The following is a 17,070-nucleotide window of genomic DNA, read 5'->3' as shown; positions in this document are numbered from 1 at the left end:
GTGCAAGTGGTTTGATGTTTGCTTCAAATTTGGATAAAAAAAAGTTTAAAAATATTTGCCTAATAGAATCAAATAACAAAATAGGTCAAAAGATAAAGGTTTCAGGCGGAGCTAAATGCAATATTACAAATGAGTTTGTAAGTGATAATAACTATTTAGGAGATAGAACTTTTGCAAAAGAGATTTTAGAAAATTTTTCAAAAGATGATTTATTAGCGTTTTTAAATAAAAATCAAGTTTTTCCAAAAATTAACCCTAAAATTGTTAAAGGAACATATTTTTGTAACTCTAGTCAAGATGTTATTGATATGTTCGCTTTAAAAACTTCTCATATTAAAAAATATTTTGAAACAAAAGTTTTGGATTTAGATTTTAATGATTTTTTTACGATTCACACATCAAATGGAAAAATAGAGTCAAAAAAAGTTGTAGTTGCAAGTGGTGGATTATCTTATAGCTCTTTAGGAGCTTCGAGTTTTGCTTTTGATATAGCAAAAAAATTTAACCATACAATTAACAAATTAAATCCAGCTCTCGTAGGTTTTACTGTTCAAAAAGAACAGTTTTGGTTTAAAGAGCTATCAGGATTATCAATATTTGTAAATATTTTTGTAGATGGCAAAGATGGAAAAAAGAAAATTGAAGGAAATCTTCTTTTTGCTCATAAAGGATTTAGTGGACCAGCTGTTTTAACATCTTCTTTATATTGGGAAAAAGGAAAAATTCAAATAGATTTTTTACCAAATATGAAATTAGAAAGTTTTTTAATTGGAAATAAAAATATTTCAACTGCACTTCCTTTACCAAAAAGATTTATTCAAGAGTTTTTATCTTCAGTAGATTTAGAAGATAAAAGTTGTTCAAAATTAACACAACAAGATTTAGATAAATTAAAACTTCTAAAAAGTTATGAATTAAGTCCTGCTGGAAATTTTGGTTTTACTAAAGCTGAGGTTACAAAAGGTGGTATTGATACAAATGAGATAAATCATAACTCTTTTGAGAGTTTAAAACAAAAAGATTTATATTTTATAGGAGAGTGTTTGGATTTAACAGGAGAACTAGGGGGCTTTAATTTCCAAATAGTATTTTCTCAAGCTTTTATTTGTGCAAATGACCTAAATAAGAATTAAGTTATTTTTAGATACTTTTCAAACAATAATAATACAAAAGGGGATTGTTTTATGTTCTTTGGAAACAAAAAAAATGATATTTTGATAGAGAGTTTAAATAAAGAGATTTTAGAGCTTAAAAATAGACTTGAAGATAAAGATAATGAATTGAAAAATTTGACTAATTCAAACTCTTTAAAACTAGAAAATATTATTAAAAATAAAGATGAAGAGATTGAACTTTACAAAGCTATCTCAGCTTTTTCACAAGAAGAAGGTGTTGTAGTTTTAGATAAAGATGGTAAAGTTTTTTTTGTAAATGATTTATCAAAATCAAATATAAAAGATTTCTCACAACTAGTAAATGCTGTTAAATCAAATGAAGATAAAGTAATTCTTGAAGAGTGCGAAGCAAAAATTTCTGTAAAAAATTATAATAACTACAATATTGTATCTTTGGTAAAAACATCTATTCATGATAACAAAGAAGGTGGACTTTTAGAGCGACATAATAAAAATATGACAAGATCTTTAAGTGATACTCAAACTACATATTTGGAACTTTTAAAAGAGCTTCAAGATATGCAAAAAGAGTCAAAAGAGACTGCTGTTGGTTCAACTCAAGGTTTAACACTTACAAAAGAAGTTGTAATTGATACAGATAATTTATACAAAGAGATTGCAAGTGAAAATGAAGTTGTAGAGTCTTTGGTTTCAAAAAGTAAAGATATTGCTCAAGTTATAAATATTATTCAAGAAATAGCATTTCAAACAAATATTTTAAGTCTAAATGCAGCAGTTGAAGCTGCAACTGCAGGAGAAGCAGGAAAAGGTTTTGCCGTAGTTGCACAAGAGGTTAGAAATCTAGCTAGTAGAAGTGCAGATGCTGCAAAACAGATAAAAGATGTAGTTACAACTATTCAAAAAGAGACTGAAAAGATAAAAGAGAGTTCAGATACTGTTACTGCTGTTGTAAATGAGACAAAAGGAAGAATTGAGTCTTTGAGTAAATTAATGAATACATTCCAAAAAAATTCAAATAGAGCTGTTTTTGAAGTTGAAAGTATCTCAAATAAAATTTTTATAAATCTTGCAAAACTTGATCATGTTATTTATAAAAATAATTTATATCAACTAATCTTTGGTAATTCTCATAACTTCAAACCAGTTGATCATACGCAGTGTAGATTAGGGCAGTGGTATAATACAGGACTTGGTAAACAAGAGTTTAGTTTCACACACTCTTATAAAGGATTGGATAATCCACACTCAATTGTTCATAAAGAGGCAAATATTCTTGCAAATGAGTGTTCTGGAAATGATATATCTTGCTCAAAAGAGTTAATTGAAGATAAAATTGATCTTGTTGAAAAAGCAAGTGAACAAGTGTTTATATTTTTAGATAGAATTCTTGAAGAGAAAAATGAGCAAGTTATGAAAGAAGCTGCAAACAAATTATTCAACGAGGAGAAGTAATATGAGTAAAAAATATTCTATCGCAGTAATAGATGATGAAGTAGAAATTTTGGATATGCTAAGTAGATTTCTAAATAGAAATCCAGATTTTAGTGTTCAAACATTTTCAAATCCTGTTTCTGCTTTGAGTTCAATAAATAATAGCACAAAATATGATTTAGTTTTACTCGATATTATGATGCCACAGATGAATGGTCTTGATGTTTTGGAAAAATTAAAAGAGATAAATAGTAATCAAAAAGTTATTATGATGACTGCTTATTCAACTTTGGATAAAGTTTTAAAATCTCATAAAATAGGTGCAACAAACTATGTTATGAAACCTTTTAGTTCTCTTGATTCATTGGAAAAGAAGGTAATTGAAGTTCTAGAAGCTTAAATATGAAAAATAAAAACCTAATTTTTAGGTATTTTTTATATTTTATTTTATCTTTTTCAATATCTGTTTTTGTAATAAATTGGTTTAAAAATAGTAGTTTTGAATATATTATAGATGATTATAAGCACGAGACTTTAACTAAATATAATAGATATTATGAAGAGTTGATTAAAACAAGTGATTTTATATATTTTAATGGATTTATAAAAAACAAAAAACTAATATCTATCTTACAAAAAAATGATGAGGATAAGATAAAAGATGAGCTCTATTTTGAGTTTGAGCCAGAGTTTTCATATTACAAAACTTTAGGAATACATGATATTAGTTTTTACTCTATATACAATAAACCAATACTAAACTTTCAAGATATAAATTTTGATGATAATTTTAATATACAAATTACTCAAAAAGTAGTAGCTTTAAAAAAAGAGGTTGTTGCTATAAAATATAGTGAAAAAAATAGCATGATTTTATTTTCAAAACCAATTATTGATGAAAAATTAAATTTACTAGCAGTTGTAAATTTTGAGTTTAATTTTAATCAAATTTTAAATAAGTTAAATTCAAATTCAGAATTAATATTTGAAAAATTTGTTTCAAACTCTTCTGATATTGAAGAAAACAAACTTTTTGTTTTAATTCCAATTTTTGAATTAGAAGATAAAAAAACTCTTTATATAAAATCAAACTTATTAGAAAAAAATGTAAAAATAGAAAAATTAAATAATTTTTATACTTTTTTGACTATATTTTTTGGCTTTAGTTTTGCAGTTATTATTTTTTTACTCTATAAATCAAAAGTTCAAGAGTTTAGAAATAAGCTTTTAAAAATTAGTTATGATGATTTATTATCTCAAGTAGATAGATATGTTTTGAAACTTGATACTGATTTGGATGGAAAAATTACTTTTGTAACAAAATGTTTTTGTGAAATATCAGGATATTCTAAAGATGAGATTATTGGTAAAAATGTAAATATTTTAAGACATCCAGATATGTCACAAAACTTTTATAAAAACCTTTGGAAAGAATTAAGAGCAAAAAAAATATGGCAAGGTGAAGTAAAAAATATAGATAAATTTGGAAATACATATTGGGTTAAAACGTCGTTGTTTCCAAAATATAATGAGAAAAAACAACATATTGGATATTCTTCTATTAGAACAGATATAACTTCAACAAAACAACTTGAAAAAACAAATAGATTGTTAAAAGATGACCTATCAAATAGATTAAATGATTTGAAAATTCAAGATGAAAAAGCTTTGAATTCTTTAAAAGTTGCACTTATGTCAAAAATTTTGGATAGCTTTTCACACCAATGGAAAGCTCCAATATCAAAAATATATTTCGAGTTATTAAAACTAAATAATCTTGAAAAAGATTTTGACATCTCAAAAATAGAAGAGGTAAAAAATAGTATTGAAACTGAATTAAGAGATTTATCTGATATGTTAAATGAGACAAAAACTCTGTTTTCTTCAAGACAAAATATGAGTTCAAATCTTTTTGATATTGTAAAAAGTATATCAAAAAAAATTGATAATTCATTGATTGAAATAAGATATGATTTTGATGAAAATATTAAGCTAAATATTGCGCATAATGATTTAAAAAATATTATTTTTAATATTGTTTCTACTATTTTAGATTTTGTAAAAAATTACTCTTTGGAAAAAAGTATTGTAAATATTTCACTACAAATAGAAGAAAATTCAGATGAAATAGTTTTAAAAATTGAAGATAATATAAAAGACATAAGAAAAAAAGATTTTCTGGAACAGCTTTTAAACTTTAAAGATGAGCATAAATTTGATTCAAAAATATATTTAGCGAATCTTTTAGCAGATAAAAATCAAGCTATATTTTTATGCAATATTTTAGAAAGTAGCACAAGTTACTATATAAAATTTAAAAAGGCAAAAATATTTTGAAAACTTCATTTTATATAAAACTTTTTGGTGCATTTACTATTTTTATTGTGATACTTTTACTTCTTATAAATATTGCTTTTAACAACTTTTACTCAATGTATAGCAATAAAATAGAGGTAAAAAAAGTTGAATATATTTTAGATACTCAAGCTAAAAAATTTGAAGATTATATAAAAACTTATACTGAAAAACTTTTGTTTATAGAGCCCATTTTATCAAAAATAAAAAATGAAAGTGAGCTAAAAACTATTGTAAATGATAGTTTGTTTCAAGATTTAAATATTGCAACTTTTAGAGTTGTTGATTTTGATTCAAAAGAGAGTTTAAAACTAATAAATAAAAATAAAAAAGATAACTACTTTTCGCAAAGATTAAAATCTATATTTATGGAGCCATATTTTAAAGAGTTACAATCTTTAAATAAGTTTGATATTTTTAATTATTGTGAAGATGACGAGAATAATTTTTTAAATTTCTCAATTAGAGGTGAAAATAAATTCTATATCTTAAAAGTTGATTTAAAAGCTATTTTAGATGAAATTTCAAGCTCTTACAATAAGAAAATACTAATCAAAGATACAAATGGCAATTTTTTAGATAAAGATATGATTCAAATTCCAATTGATGAATATATTTATAAAAAAGTTTTTATAAAAAATGATAAGTTTTATACTTTTTTGATGGATAAAAGTATTGATGAAAAAAATAGTTTTATAAAAGATTATTATAAAGTTGTTGTCTTTGTAATTTTTGTTTTAGCTTTAGTTTTGGCATCTGTTTTTACATATATTATAAATAAAGAGAATAAGAAAATAGAAGATGAAAACAAAAAATTAAATTTTGATATAGTAGAAAATTCTCTTGTGTTAAATGAAAATCAAAAAATCATGAATGAGCATATTATGTTTATTCAAATTGATAAAGATGGGATAATAAATGAAGTAAGTATTGCTTTTAGCGATTTCTTAGGATATTCAAGAAGCGAACTTTTAGGACACAGCTATAAACTTTTTGTATTTAAAGATATGAAGCAAGTTTTTAAAAAAGCTGTAAAAAATGAGTTAAATAAATCAACTTTTGAACTAAGAAATGTTCAAGGAAAAAGAAAAAATTTAGAGAGTTTTTGGGTAGATATTTTCGTTGAAGAGCAAATTGAAGATAATAAAACAATTGCTTACAATATAATATGTCAAGATGTAACTGATAAAAAAAGAATTTATAAGTTATATAAAGATTTGAATCTTAAAATTGAAGAGTATGATGCTATTTTTGAAAATGTTCATAGCGGTATTGCATTATTGAATTTAGAAAATAAATTTGTTAAAGTTAACAGTAAAATATCAGAACTTCTTGGATATTCGCAAGAGGAGATACTTAAATTATCACCAGTTGATATAATTAGTAATAGTTCAAAAGAGTTATTAGAAAATATGTTAAGAGATATTGCTGATTTTACAAAAATATTAAAAATTGAAAAGATATTTATAAAAAAAGACAATACTCCTATACATCTTGAGCTATCTTTAATTTTACTTGCAAAAAAGGCTAGAATTATTTTTATAATAAACTCACTAGAAGACAAAAGAAAGCTTCAGGAATTAAATCTAAATCTTGAAAAAAGAATCAAAAAAGAGTTAGAAAAAAGTAAAACAAAAGATAAAATCCATTATCAAGAACAGTTAAAAAGCGCAAAATTGAGCTATATTGGAGTTTTATCTGCTGGAATTACACATGAAATAAATACACCTTTAACATATGTAAAAGGAAATTTAGAGCTTATGCACTACGATATTGAAGCTCTTGAAAATTCAGATATAAAAAATAGAATGTTGCAAGATAGTAAAAAAATAAAAGAGGGTTTAAACAGAATTGCAAATATAGTCGAAAGTATGAGAGAAATTTCTCATTCAAATGAAAGTGAAAAAACAGATTTTAATATATATGCGACTATACTTACGGCTTTGACTATGGCACATAATAGAGCAAAACATATTAGTAAAATATATTTAAATGGTGAAATTTTTGATATAAATAATATTGACAACAATAGATTTATTTTTATGAGTAATATTCAAAAACAAAGAATTGAGCAGATTTGGATTATTATTATAAATAACGCTCTTGATGAATTAGTAAAGATAGAAAACTATGAAAATAGAGAGCTTAAAATTGATATTTTAGAAGAGAAAAACAGTATTCTTGTAAGATTTAAAGATAATGCTGGTGGATTAAATAAAGAGATACTAAAAAAACTTTTTGAACCATTTACAAGTTCTAAAAGTCAAGGTGGAATGGGAATTGGTCTATCTATTGCAAAAAAAATAATAGAAGAGCATAATGGTAGTATAAAAGCTTACAATGAAGATAATGGAGCACTTTTTGAAATAAGGCTCAAAAAAATAAAAGAGGATAAGGTTTGAGAATAGGGTTTATAGGTGATATAGTAGGTCGCCCTGGAAGAAAGATTATAAAAGATAGTTTAAAAACTATTAAAGAAGAGCATAAAATAGATTTTATTATAGCAAATGGTGAAAATGCAAGTCATGGTTTTGGACTTACTATTGATAGTTCAAAAGAGTTGTTTTCTAGTGGAATTGATTTAATTACAGGTGGAAATCATAGCTTTGATAAGAAAAAAGATGTTCAATATTTACATGAAAGTGGAAATGTTTTAAGACCAGATAATTATCCAGATGGTGTAGTTGGAAGTGGTTTGAAAATATGTGATATAAAAGTTGAAGAAAGAGATGAAAAACTAGCAGTTATAAATCTTATGGGACAATTTGCAATGCCTTTGGTTGAAAATCCATTTAACTGGGCTACAAAATTAATAAAAAATTTAGAGGAACAAAATATTAAAAATATTTTTGTAGATTTTCACGGTGAGGCAACAAGTGAAAAAAGAGTTATGCTTATGATGTTTAAAAATAAAGTTAGTGCAATTTGTGGAACACATACTCATGTAGGAACAGATGATTTACAAATTTTTCAAAATACTGCATATTTAACAGATATTGGATTAACTGGATGTTATGACAATGTTATAGGAATGGATGAAAAAGCACCAATTAAAAGAGCAACAACTGGAATTGGTAGCCACTTTGAGGTTCCAAATTCTTGTAAAGCAATACTTCAAATGATGGTAGTAGATATAGAAGATGGAAAAGCTATCAACTCTTTTAAGATAAAAAAATATTGTAATAGTAGCAAATTGCATATTAGTGACGCAATAATTATTTAATGATAGTTTAGATAAAATCAAAGAATATTCGTTTAAAAAAGGCTTATAAAATGATAATAATTCCTCAAACAAAGGGTGGGGTAGGTAAATCTACTGTTGCTATGCAAGTTATTGCTCCATATTTGTATAAAAAACATGGTAAAAAAATCACTTATATAGAAATTGATGATGAAAATAATGATTCACAATCTTTTACAAGAACTGAAATAGTAAACAAAAGAATGCTAGGAACAAATAAAATCACAGAACTAGATGAACTTATATTGATGGATGATAAGCATGAAGTTATTGTTGATGTTGGTGGAAATAAAACTTCAAGTTTAGTACTTGATGAGATAAAAAAAGTTGGAAGTTTTGGAAATGTTAAGTGGATCATTCCTTTAGGAGATGGTGAGCTTGATGGGAAAAATGCAATTGCAACTATGAAAAAGATTAAAAAAATAGAGAAAAATCCAGAAGATAATATTATTTTTGCTCTAACACGATCTATCTCTATGGAAGAAGATTATTATAATGAGCAATTCATAAACTTTTTTGGACACAAATATCTTGATTCAAACTCTGTTATTTGTGATTTTGTAAAAGATCCAAAATATTTTCCAGTTAAAAATGATAAGATTATCACAATGAGCAGATACTTAGGAAGTACAGTTTGGGAAATGGCTTACAATAACACAGATTTTGCTAAAAAAGCTATTGAAGCAAAAGAGTTAGGAGATGTTGAAGCCGCTAGAAAATATCTATTTTTTAGAAGAATACAAACTGAAGCAAAAGATTATGTTTTAAATACTTTAAATAAAATATTTTGTGATTTAGATAAATGGATAGAGATTAAAAAATGAGTGAAATGAGCTTTAAGCAAGCAAAAGAACTTGTTGAAAGAATGGAATTTAGCGAAATTGCAATTAGAACATCAATTGATAATTTGGAAAAAGCATCTTCTAGTTTTCAAGAGAGTTTAAAACTCCAAGAAGATGTTGTAAATAGGCTCCCTTATTCTGATAAAAAATTATCAATTATGAAAGTGGCAGTTGCTTTAAATATTGGTTTAATTATTGGTATTTTTATAGGAAAATATCTTTTATAATAAAGTGTAAAAATATATACAAAATAGGAAAAGTTTAGATGGAAAAACAAGAAAAAATAGTATCAATGTTTAATAATATAGCCCCAACTTATGATAAAGCAAATAGAGTTTTATCAATGGGAATAGATAAAAGTTGGAGAGATAAAGCTTGTAATAAGACATTTGAATTATATGGTCAAAAAGAGATAGAAAAAATAGTTGATGTTGCTTGTGGAACAGGTGATATGATAATTTTTTGGAAGCAAAATGCAGGTAAAAAAAATATTACTTTAAAAAATATTGTAGGAATAGACCCAAGTGTTGGAATGATGGAAGTTGGAAAGAAAAAACTTCCAGAAGTTGAATTTATAGAAGCTTTTGCAACATCTATGCCACTTGAAAATGAAAGTGCTGATATAGTATCAATCTCTTATGGAATTAGAAATGTAGTACAAAGACAAGAGGCTTTTGTAGAGTTTGCAAGAGTTCTTAAAAAAGGTGGTTTAGTTGTGATTAGTGAATTTACAAAGAATCAAAAAGAGACACCTATTGATTATTTAACAGCTTTTTATATGGATAAAATTTTACCAGTTGTTGGTGGAATAATATCAAAAAACAAAGAGGCTTATAGATATTTACCAGACTCTATTGATGAGTTTTTAACAACATCAAATTTACAAAAAGAGCTAAGAAATGCTGGATTAGAACCAATATACACAAAAGCATTTTCTATGAAAATTTCTACACTAATAATTGCAAAAAAAATCTAAATGAATCCAATTAGTGTAACTACTTTAAATACACAAATAAAATCTCTTTTAGAGACAACTTTTATGCAAGTTTTTGTTTCTGGAGAGATTTCAAATCTAGTTATTCACAGCTCTGGGCATATATATTTTTCAATCAAAGATGAGAGTTCAACAATCTCTTGTGTGATGTTTAAAGGTAATACAAAATACTTAAAATTTGAGTTAGAAAATGGACAAAAAGTACAAATAACTGCAAATATTACTGTTTTTGTTCCAAGAGGAAATTATCAACTTCTTTGCACTAAAATTGAGCCAGATGGAATAGGAAGTTTGGCTTTGGCGTATGAGCAACTTAAAGTAAAACTTCAAGCAAAAGGTTATTTTGAACAAAGTATAAAAAAAACTCTTCCAAAATATCCAAGAAAGATTGCGATTGTAACAAGTCCAACAGGAGCTGCTATTGAAGATATGAAAAAAGTTGCAAGTGCCAGATGGAATTTAGTTGAGTTAATACTTATTCCAACTCTTGTTCAAGGAGCTGGAAGTATTGAAGATATTGCAAAAAATATAAAAATCGCAGATAGTTTAAACTGTGATATTATAATTGTAGGACGAGGAGGGGGAAGTATTGAAGATTTATGGTCTTTTAACAGTGAACTTGTGGCAGATGCAATTTTTAGCTCAATTACGCCAATAATTTCTGCAGTTGGACACGAAATAGATTATTTAATAAGTGATTTTGTAGCAGATATAAGAGCTGCAACTCCATCAAATGCTATTGAGATTGCACTTCCTAGCCAAAATGAACATCTTTTATATATAGATAGTTTAATTGAAAATTTTCAAAAGGTATTAAAGACAACTTTTGAGAAAAAAGAGCAAGAACTTAAGAATTTAAAATTAAGTTTTGAACAAAATTCAATAAACTCTAAATTATTTTTTGTAGAGTCACAAATAAAACTTTTAAAAGAGCAGTTTTTTCAAAGTTTAAATCAAAAACTACAAATTGCTTCTAATATTTTGGATAATTTAAAATCAAATTATTTTTTAAATAATCCAGTAAATAGACAAAAAAATGGTTTAGTTGAGTTGAGTAAAAATAAAAAGCTTATAAATTTGGATTTAGTAAAAGTAGATGATATTGTAGAGTTACAATCTATTGATATAATTGCAGAGTGTAAAATAATTAGTTTAAGTAAACAAAAGGTAAAATAACGGCAATTTGCTTGCTAAAATATTGAAATAAGGGGATTAAAATGGAACATAATCATGAAAAAAGTGTTACTCCAAATATAACTGAGTTTATGACATTTGAATTAGGAAAAATGAAATATGCTATTGAGTTACCAAAAATAAAAGAGATATTGACTTATCCAGATAATATTACTATTTTACCAAATACTTCTGATTGGGTAAAAGGTTTGATTAATTCAAGAGGAGAAGTTGTTCCTATTTTGGATATTAGAGTTAAGTTTAACACAGGTCCAGCTGTTTACGATGTAAATACTTCTATTATTATAGTAATTACTGAAGATAAAAGAATGGTTGGAATTGTAGTTGATTTAGTTGATGATACACAAAAAATAGATACTTCTATGCTAGCTTCAGTTTCTGAAATGGGTTCTGGAATTCCTGCTAGATACCTAAAAGGTTATGTAAGAGTAGAAGATAATAAAATGCTAGTTATTATGGATATTGAAAAGGTTGTTTGTAAAGAAGAGTTAGAGGATTAATTTTATAATCCTCCTCTTTTAATTTTCTAATCTTCTATTGTAATTTTGTTTATTTTAACATCTTCCAAAGGTTTATCACCAGCACTTCTTCCATTTGTTTTTACATTTTCAATATCTTTTACAACATCTTTTCCACTAATTACATATCCAAAAATTGTGTGCATCCCATTTAACCAGTATGTTGGAGCTGTTGTTATAAAAAATTGACTTCCATTTGTATTTTTACCTCTGTTTGCCATAGCTAAAATAAATGGTTTATCAAAAACTGCATTTGGTGCAAACTCATCTTCAAAAGTTTTATTCCAAATAGATTCTCCTCCAGCTCCTGTTCCAGTAGGATCACCACCTTGAATCATAAATCCTTTTATAACTCTGTGAAAAATTTGCCCATCATAGTAGCCTTTTTTTGCTAAACCAATGAAATTTTCAACAGCCTTTGGAGCTAGTTTAGGTTTTAATTCTACTTTTACAATACCTTTTGATGTATCAAAAATAGCAATAGGATCTTTTTTTGTATCTTCATTTGCAAATAAAAAAAGTGCAAAAGATAAAAACGCAAATATAATCTTTTTCATAGTTCTTTCCTTTAATTTAGTTTTATAATAAATTAGTATAGTATAATAGCTTTGAAAAAATAATAAAGGATTTTCTAAATGACTTTTGAAATGTTATACAGCAAAATTCATAGAGCGACTGTTAGCGATGCAAATTTAAACTATGTTGGTTCAATTACTATTGATGAAGAGTTGATGAGAGCTAGTAATCTTAGAGTTGGGCAAAAAGTTGATATTGTAAATATTAATAATGGTGAGAGATTTCAAACTTATGTAATAAAAGGTGAGTTTGGCAAAAAAGATATGTGTCTAAATGGTGCAGCTGCAAGAAAAGTAGCTATTGGTGATAAAATAATTGTAATAGCTTATGCAACATATAGTGAAGAAGAGTTGAAAAATTATAAGCCAACTGTTGTATTAGTTGATGATAAAAATAATATAGAGCTTATTACAAATGAGCTAGTAGGAAGTGATTATGTTTGATGGAATTGATTTAAAAAATTTAAATCTTGGAGATATGATAAATAAATTTCAAGATATGGCAAAAGAGCAAGAAAAAAACAGTGCTTCAAATTTATTTACAGCAAAAGCTGGTGGAGGAATGGTCGAGATTTCAATAAATGGAAACTCTGAAGTTGTTGATTTGAAAATTGATGATTCACTTCTTGAAGATAAAGATTCATTACAAATTTTATTGATATCTTGTATGAATGATATTATAAAACAAAGTGAAGAAAATAAAAAAAGAATGGCTATGAGTTTGATGGGAAATTTAGGTGGATTAGGAAATTTAGGTCAAAAATAGATGAAAGAACTTTTAGAAAAATTTGAGAATTATTTACTTAATAATCTTCCAAAAATAGATACTTTTCACCCATATTTCGAAAATGCTATGCAAGATATGTTAATAGCTGGTGGAAAAAGATTTCGACCAATGTTACTTTTAAGTGTTGTACAATCAAATAAGCCACTTTTAGTTGAAAATAGCTTAAAAGTGGCACTTGCTGTCGAATTTTTGCATACATATTCTTTAATTCACGATGATTTACCATCTATGGATAATTCTGATTTAAGAAGAGGTTTTACTACAATACACAAAAAATATGATGAAGTAACAGCTATTTTAGTTGGAGATGCTCTAAATAGTGAGAGTTTTAATCTAATAGCAAATTCATCACTTCATAATGATGTAAAAATAGAACTAATTAAACTTTTGGGTGAAAATGGTGGATTAAATGGTATGATTATTGGTCAAGCAATAGATTGCTACTTTGAAAAGCAAATATTGGAACTTGAAAAGTTAGAGTTTTTACATACTCATAAAACAGCAAAGTTAATAGCAGCAAGTTTAAAAATGGGTGCTATTATTTCAAATTATGATGAAAAGATACAAGAAGAGTTATATAATTTTGGCTTGGATATAGGTCTTCTTTTCCAAATCCAAGATGATATTATAGATGAACTTGAAAGTAGTGAAATTGCTGGAAAAACTACAAAAAATGATAGTTTGAAAAACTCTTTCGTAAATTTATTAGGGCTTGAAGATGCTTTAAAAAGTGCTGATAATTTAGCTACAAAGTGTTTAGAAACTATGAATAGTTTTGATAAAAATTTAAAAGATTCACTTTTAGAACTTCTAATAAACTATATAAACAGACATAAAAAATACAACTCTTAGTATATTTGACTAAAGGTTTATTGACAAAAAAGAAAAAATTGTATAAAATTTGGCACTTGGAATTTACAAGTGCTAAATTCTAAGCTACAAAAGAAAATTAATTATAAAAACAAAGGAAAGAAAATGAATTTTAAACCACTAGGTGAGAGAGTTCTTGTTGAAAGAACAGAAGTTGAGAATAAGACTGCAAGTGGAATTATAATTCCAGATAATGCTAAAGAAAAACCTCAAACTGCTAAAGTTGTTGCTGTTGGAAACAAAGTTGAAGATATTAAAGTTGGAGATACGATTGTGTTTGAGCAATACAGAGGAACTGAAATAAAACTAGATGGAAAAGATTATCTAGTTTTAAATATTGAAAATATAATTGGTGTTATGTAATTATAAATTTACGTAACTTGAGTTTTACAAATTTAATAAATTAAAATTTATATAAAATAAAAAGGAAAATATTATGGCAAAAGAGATTATATTTAGTGATAATGCAAGAAATAGACTATTTGCTGGAGTTGAAAAACTTTGCGATGCAGTTAAAGTTACAATGGGTCCACGAGGAAGAAATGTTTTACTTCAAAAATCTTTTGGAGCACCAACAATTACAAAAGATGGTGTAAGTGTTGCAAGAGAGATAGAACTTGCTGATACAATAGAAAATATGGGAGCACAACTTGTAAAAGAAGTTGCTAGCAAAACTGCTGATGAAGCTGGAGATGGAACAACAACAGCAACTATTTTAGCTCACTCAATTTTCAAAGAAGGTCTTAGAAACGTAACAGCAGGAGCAAATCCAATATCTTTAAAAAGAGGTATGGATAAAGCTTGTGAAGCTATTTTAGCTGAACTTAAAAAAGCTTCAAAAGTTGTTGCAAATAAAACTGAAATTGAGCAAGTTGCTACAATTTCTGCAAACTCTGATAGTGCAATTGGAAAAATGATTGCTGAAGCTATGGAAAAAGTTGGAAAAGATGGAGTTATAACTGTTGAAGAGGCAAAAGGTATTTCAGATGAACTTGATGTTGTAGAGGGAATGCAGTTTGATAGAGGATATTTAAGTCCATATTTTGTAACAAATCCTGAAAAAATGACAACAGAGTTTAATAATCCATTTATTTTACTTTATGATAAAAAAATCTCTTCATTAAAAGAGATGTTACCAATTTTAGAAGGTGTTAATAAATCTGGAAGACCTCTTTTAATCATTGCTGAAGATGTTGATGGTGAAGCACTAGCAACACTTGTTGTAAATAGATTAAGAGGCGCATTACAAATTGCAGCTGTAAAAGCTCCAGGATTTGGAGATAGAAGAAAAGCTATGCTTGAAGATATTGCTGTTCTAACAGGTGCAATGGTTGTATCTGAAGAGATGGGAATGAAACTTGAAACTACAGATTTAAGTGCGCTTGGAACTGCTTCTAAAATTGTAATTGATAAAGATAACACAACTATTGTAGATGGAAGTGGAAGTAAAGATGCAGTTATAGGAAGAGTTAATCAAATTAAAGCAGAAATTTCAAATACAACAAGTGATTATGATAGAGAAAAACTTCAAGAAAGACTTGCAAAATTAAGTGGTGGAGTTGCTGTTATTAAAGTTGGAGCTGCAACTGAAACTGAAATGAAAGAGAAAAAAGATAGAGTTGATGATGCTTTAAGTGCAACAAGAGCTGCTGTTGAAGAGGGAATTGTAATTGGTGGAGGAGCTGCACTAATTAGAGCTGCTGCTAAAGTTAAATTAGACCTTTGTGGTGATGAGCAAATTGGAGCTGCTATTGTTTTAAGAGCTATTAAAGCACCTTTAAAACAAATTGCTTTAAATGCTGGATATGATGCTGGTGTTGTTGCAAATGAAGTTGAAAAATCTTCAAATGAAAACTTAGGATTTAATGCAGCAACTGGTGAGTATGTAGATATGTTTGAAGCTGGAATTGTAGATCCTGCAAAAGTTGAAAGAGTTGCTATGCAAAATGCAGTTTCAGTAGCTTCACTACTTCTTACAACAGAAGCAACGGTTACAGATATTAAAGAAGATAAACCTAGTATGCCTGATATGAGCGGAATGGGTGGAATGCCAGGAATGATGTAGAAAGGAGAATTTTTTAATTTTTATAAATTAGAAAGTTAAAACTACTTTAAAAGGAGAGTTATTTTTACTCTCCTTTTTTATTATTAAAAATAAAATAAATCACAAATTTACTTTCAAAAACTGCTTTATCAAATGCTTTATAAGTATATAATATTTATTTTTTGATTTATATAAAATTATTTTTTTCGGAAATATAAAATTTATATAATTTTGATATAATAAAAAAAATGATTTTATATATTAAATTAGAATCAATATTTTATAATAAAAAAGGTCTTAAATGAGAAGATTTTACTATTTAATAGTATTATTTTTTATTTTTAATATTTCTTTGTTTGCACAAAGTGATAAGTCATTTATAGTAATAGATGCTGATACAAATAAAGTTTTAATAGAAGAAAAATCAAATAAAAAATATAAAATAGCAAGTCTAACAAAAATTTGGACTGCTTTAATTGTTTTGGAAAATATTAATTTAGATGATAAAGTGGTAATTTCAAAAAAAGCATCTCTACAAGAAGGTTCATCTGTTTATTTAAAAGAGAACCAAATTTGTACTATAAAAGATTTGGTTTATGGAATGTTGCTTCGCTCTGGAAATGATGCTTCCGTTGCTTTAGCAGAACATATTGCTGGAAGTGAAAAAGAGTTTGTAACTCTTATGAATAAAAGAGCAAAAGAATTTGGTATAAAAAATACAAAATTTGTAGATGTTACAGGACTTGGAAACAATATATCAACAGCAAAAGATGTAGCAATTATGTTTGAATTAGCTTTAAAAAATAGCAAATTTAAAGATATATCAAGCCAAACATCATATAAAAATAGTTTAGATGGTCAAGTTTGGAAAAATAAACATAAACTAGTTGTAGATGATAGTAAGGCTTTTTCAGGGAAAACGGGATATACAAAACAAAGTGGAAGAACTTTAGCTACGGCTTTTTATGATGAAAAAAGTTCTAAATCTTTTATTGTAGTTACTTTAAATGAAAAAGATGATTGGAAAGTTCATAAATCTTTGGCTCAAAAAGTTTTTATGAAATAAAACTAGTTTAAAATATA

General features: G+C 26.4%; 18 protein-coding genes and 1 pseudogene. 18 read left to right on the top strand and 1 reads right to left on the bottom strand.

Features of this window, described 5'->3' with window-relative positions:
• The first annotated feature begins 14 nt into the window (after positions 1-14).
• The 12 genes and pseudogenes from ACRYA_RS06675 to ACRYA_RS06625 all read left to right on the top strand — a co-directional run bounded on the left by ACRYA_RS06675 (position 15) and on the right by ACRYA_RS06625 (position 11,693).
• On the top strand, positions 15-1,133 hold the full coding sequence (locus ACRYA_RS06675) for a BaiN/RdsA family NAD(P)/FAD-dependent oxidoreductase (RefSeq protein WP_265936540.1): 1,119 nt from the start codon (positions 15-17) through the stop codon (positions 1,131-1,133).
• Positions 1,134-1,184: 51 nt separating this feature from the next.
• A pseudogene (locus ACRYA_RS10925) lies at positions 1,185-2,123 on the top strand (methyl-accepting chemotaxis protein); the annotation flags it as partial.
• Positions 2,124-2,126: 3 nt separating this feature from the next.
• Positions 2,127-2,588, top strand: a complete 462-nt coding sequence (locus ACRYA_RS10945) for a CZB domain-containing protein (protein ID WP_265936546.1) — start codon at positions 2,127-2,129, stop codon at positions 2,586-2,588.
• Between the two features lies 1 nt (position 2,589).
• Positions 2,590-2,967, top strand: a complete 378-nt coding sequence (locus ACRYA_RS06665) for a response regulator (RefSeq protein ID WP_105918270.1) — start codon at positions 2,590-2,592, stop codon at positions 2,965-2,967.
• 2 nt (positions 2,968-2,969) lie between these two features.
• Positions 2,970-4,904 carry a PAS domain-containing protein gene (locus ACRYA_RS06660; protein ID WP_121443292.1) on the top strand — a complete coding sequence of 645 codons (1,935 nt, stop codon included), beginning with the start codon at positions 2,970-2,972 and terminating at the stop codon, positions 4,902-4,904.
• Positions 4,901-7,324 carry a PAS domain-containing sensor histidine kinase gene (locus tag ACRYA_RS06655; protein WP_105918292.1) on the top strand — a complete coding sequence of 808 codons (2,424 nt, stop codon included), beginning with the start codon at positions 4,901-4,903 and terminating at the stop codon, positions 7,322-7,324. The genes ACRYA_RS06660 and ACRYA_RS06655 overlap by 4 nt, the downstream gene beginning before the upstream one ends.
• On the top strand, positions 7,321-8,145 hold the full coding sequence (locus ACRYA_RS06650) for a TIGR00282 family metallophosphoesterase (RefSeq protein ID WP_105918291.1): 825 nt from the start codon (positions 7,321-7,323) through the stop codon (positions 8,143-8,145). The genes ACRYA_RS06655 and ACRYA_RS06650 overlap by 4 nt, the downstream gene beginning before the upstream one ends.
• 50 nt (positions 8,146-8,195) lie before the next feature.
• Complete coding sequence (locus ACRYA_RS06645) at positions 8,196-8,987, top strand: P-loop NTPase family protein (RefSeq protein ID WP_105918290.1); 792 nt, start codon at positions 8,196-8,198, stop codon at positions 8,985-8,987.
• The gene (locus tag ACRYA_RS06640; protein WP_105918289.1) at positions 8,984-9,232 is read left to right on the top strand and encodes a hypothetical protein; all 249 of its coding nucleotides are present in this window, start codon (positions 8,984-8,986) and stop codon (positions 9,230-9,232) included. Before ACRYA_RS06645 ends, ACRYA_RS06640 begins: the two co-directional genes overlap by 4 nt.
• A 38-nt stretch (positions 9,233-9,270) precedes the next feature.
• Positions 9,271-9,981 carry a bifunctional demethylmenaquinone methyltransferase/2-methoxy-6-polyprenyl-1,4-benzoquinol methylase UbiE gene (gene ubiE, locus ACRYA_RS06635; RefSeq protein WP_105918288.1) on the top strand — a complete coding sequence of 237 codons (711 nt, stop codon included), beginning with the start codon at positions 9,271-9,273 and terminating at the stop codon, positions 9,979-9,981.
• Positions 9,982-11,175, top strand: a complete 1,194-nt coding sequence (gene xseA / locus ACRYA_RS06630; RefSeq protein WP_105918287.1) for an exodeoxyribonuclease VII large subunit — start codon at positions 9,982-9,984, stop codon at positions 11,173-11,175.
• 41 nt (positions 11,176-11,216) lie between these two features.
• Positions 11,217-11,693 carry a chemotaxis protein CheW gene (locus ACRYA_RS06625; protein ID WP_105918286.1) on the top strand — a complete coding sequence of 159 codons (477 nt, stop codon included), beginning with the start codon at positions 11,217-11,219 and terminating at the stop codon, positions 11,691-11,693.
• Positions 11,694-11,719: 26 nt separating this feature from the next.
• On the opposite strand, the gene ACRYA_RS06620 is transcribed toward ACRYA_RS06625, so the two are convergent.
• Positions 11,720-12,268 carry a peptidylprolyl isomerase gene (locus tag ACRYA_RS06620; protein WP_105918285.1) on the bottom strand — a complete coding sequence of 183 codons (549 nt, stop codon included), beginning with the start codon at positions 12,266-12,268 and terminating at the stop codon, positions 11,720-11,722.
• Between the two features lie 78 nt (positions 12,269-12,346).
• Between ACRYA_RS06620 and panD the strand changes: the two genes are divergently transcribed.
• From panD to ACRYA_RS06590, 6 genes are all read left to right on the top strand, one after another.
• Positions 12,347-12,730: an aspartate 1-decarboxylase gene (gene panD, locus ACRYA_RS06615; protein WP_105918284.1), complete on the top strand. Its 384-nt coding sequence runs from the start codon at positions 12,347-12,349 to the stop codon at positions 12,728-12,730.
• Positions 12,723-13,052, top strand: a complete 330-nt coding sequence (locus ACRYA_RS06610) for a YbaB/EbfC family nucleoid-associated protein (RefSeq protein ID WP_105918283.1) — start codon at positions 12,723-12,725, stop codon at positions 13,050-13,052. The genes panD and ACRYA_RS06610 overlap by 8 nt, the downstream gene beginning before the upstream one ends.
• On the top strand, positions 13,053-13,925 hold the full coding sequence (locus ACRYA_RS06605) for a polyprenyl synthetase family protein (protein WP_105918282.1): 873 nt from the start codon (positions 13,053-13,055) through the stop codon (positions 13,923-13,925).
• A gap of 123 nt (positions 13,926-14,048) precedes the next feature.
• Complete coding sequence (groES, locus tag ACRYA_RS06600) at positions 14,049-14,306, top strand: co-chaperone GroES (protein ID WP_105918281.1); 258 nt, start codon at positions 14,049-14,051, stop codon at positions 14,304-14,306.
• Positions 14,307-14,379: 73 nt separating this feature from the next.
• On the top strand, positions 14,380-16,008 hold the full coding sequence (gene groL / locus ACRYA_RS06595) for a chaperonin GroEL (RefSeq protein WP_105918280.1): 1,629 nt from the start codon (positions 14,380-14,382) through the stop codon (positions 16,006-16,008).
• Positions 16,009-16,288: 280 nt separating this feature from the next.
• Positions 16,289-17,053, top strand: coding sequence for a D-alanyl-D-alanine carboxypeptidase family protein (locus tag ACRYA_RS06590; protein ID WP_121443291.1), 765 nt, complete (start codon positions 16,289-16,291; stop codon positions 17,051-17,053).
• Positions 17,054-17,070: the final 17 nt, after the last annotated feature.

This window comes from Aliarcobacter cryaerophilus ATCC 43158 (assembly GCF_003660105.1).
In the GTDB taxonomy this organism is placed as follows: domain Bacteria; phylum Campylobacterota; class Campylobacteria; order Campylobacterales; family Arcobacteraceae; genus Aliarcobacter; species Aliarcobacter cryaerophilus.
Note: the sequence above shows the minus strand (reverse complement) of the source record. Positions and strands in the feature narration are given on the sequence as shown.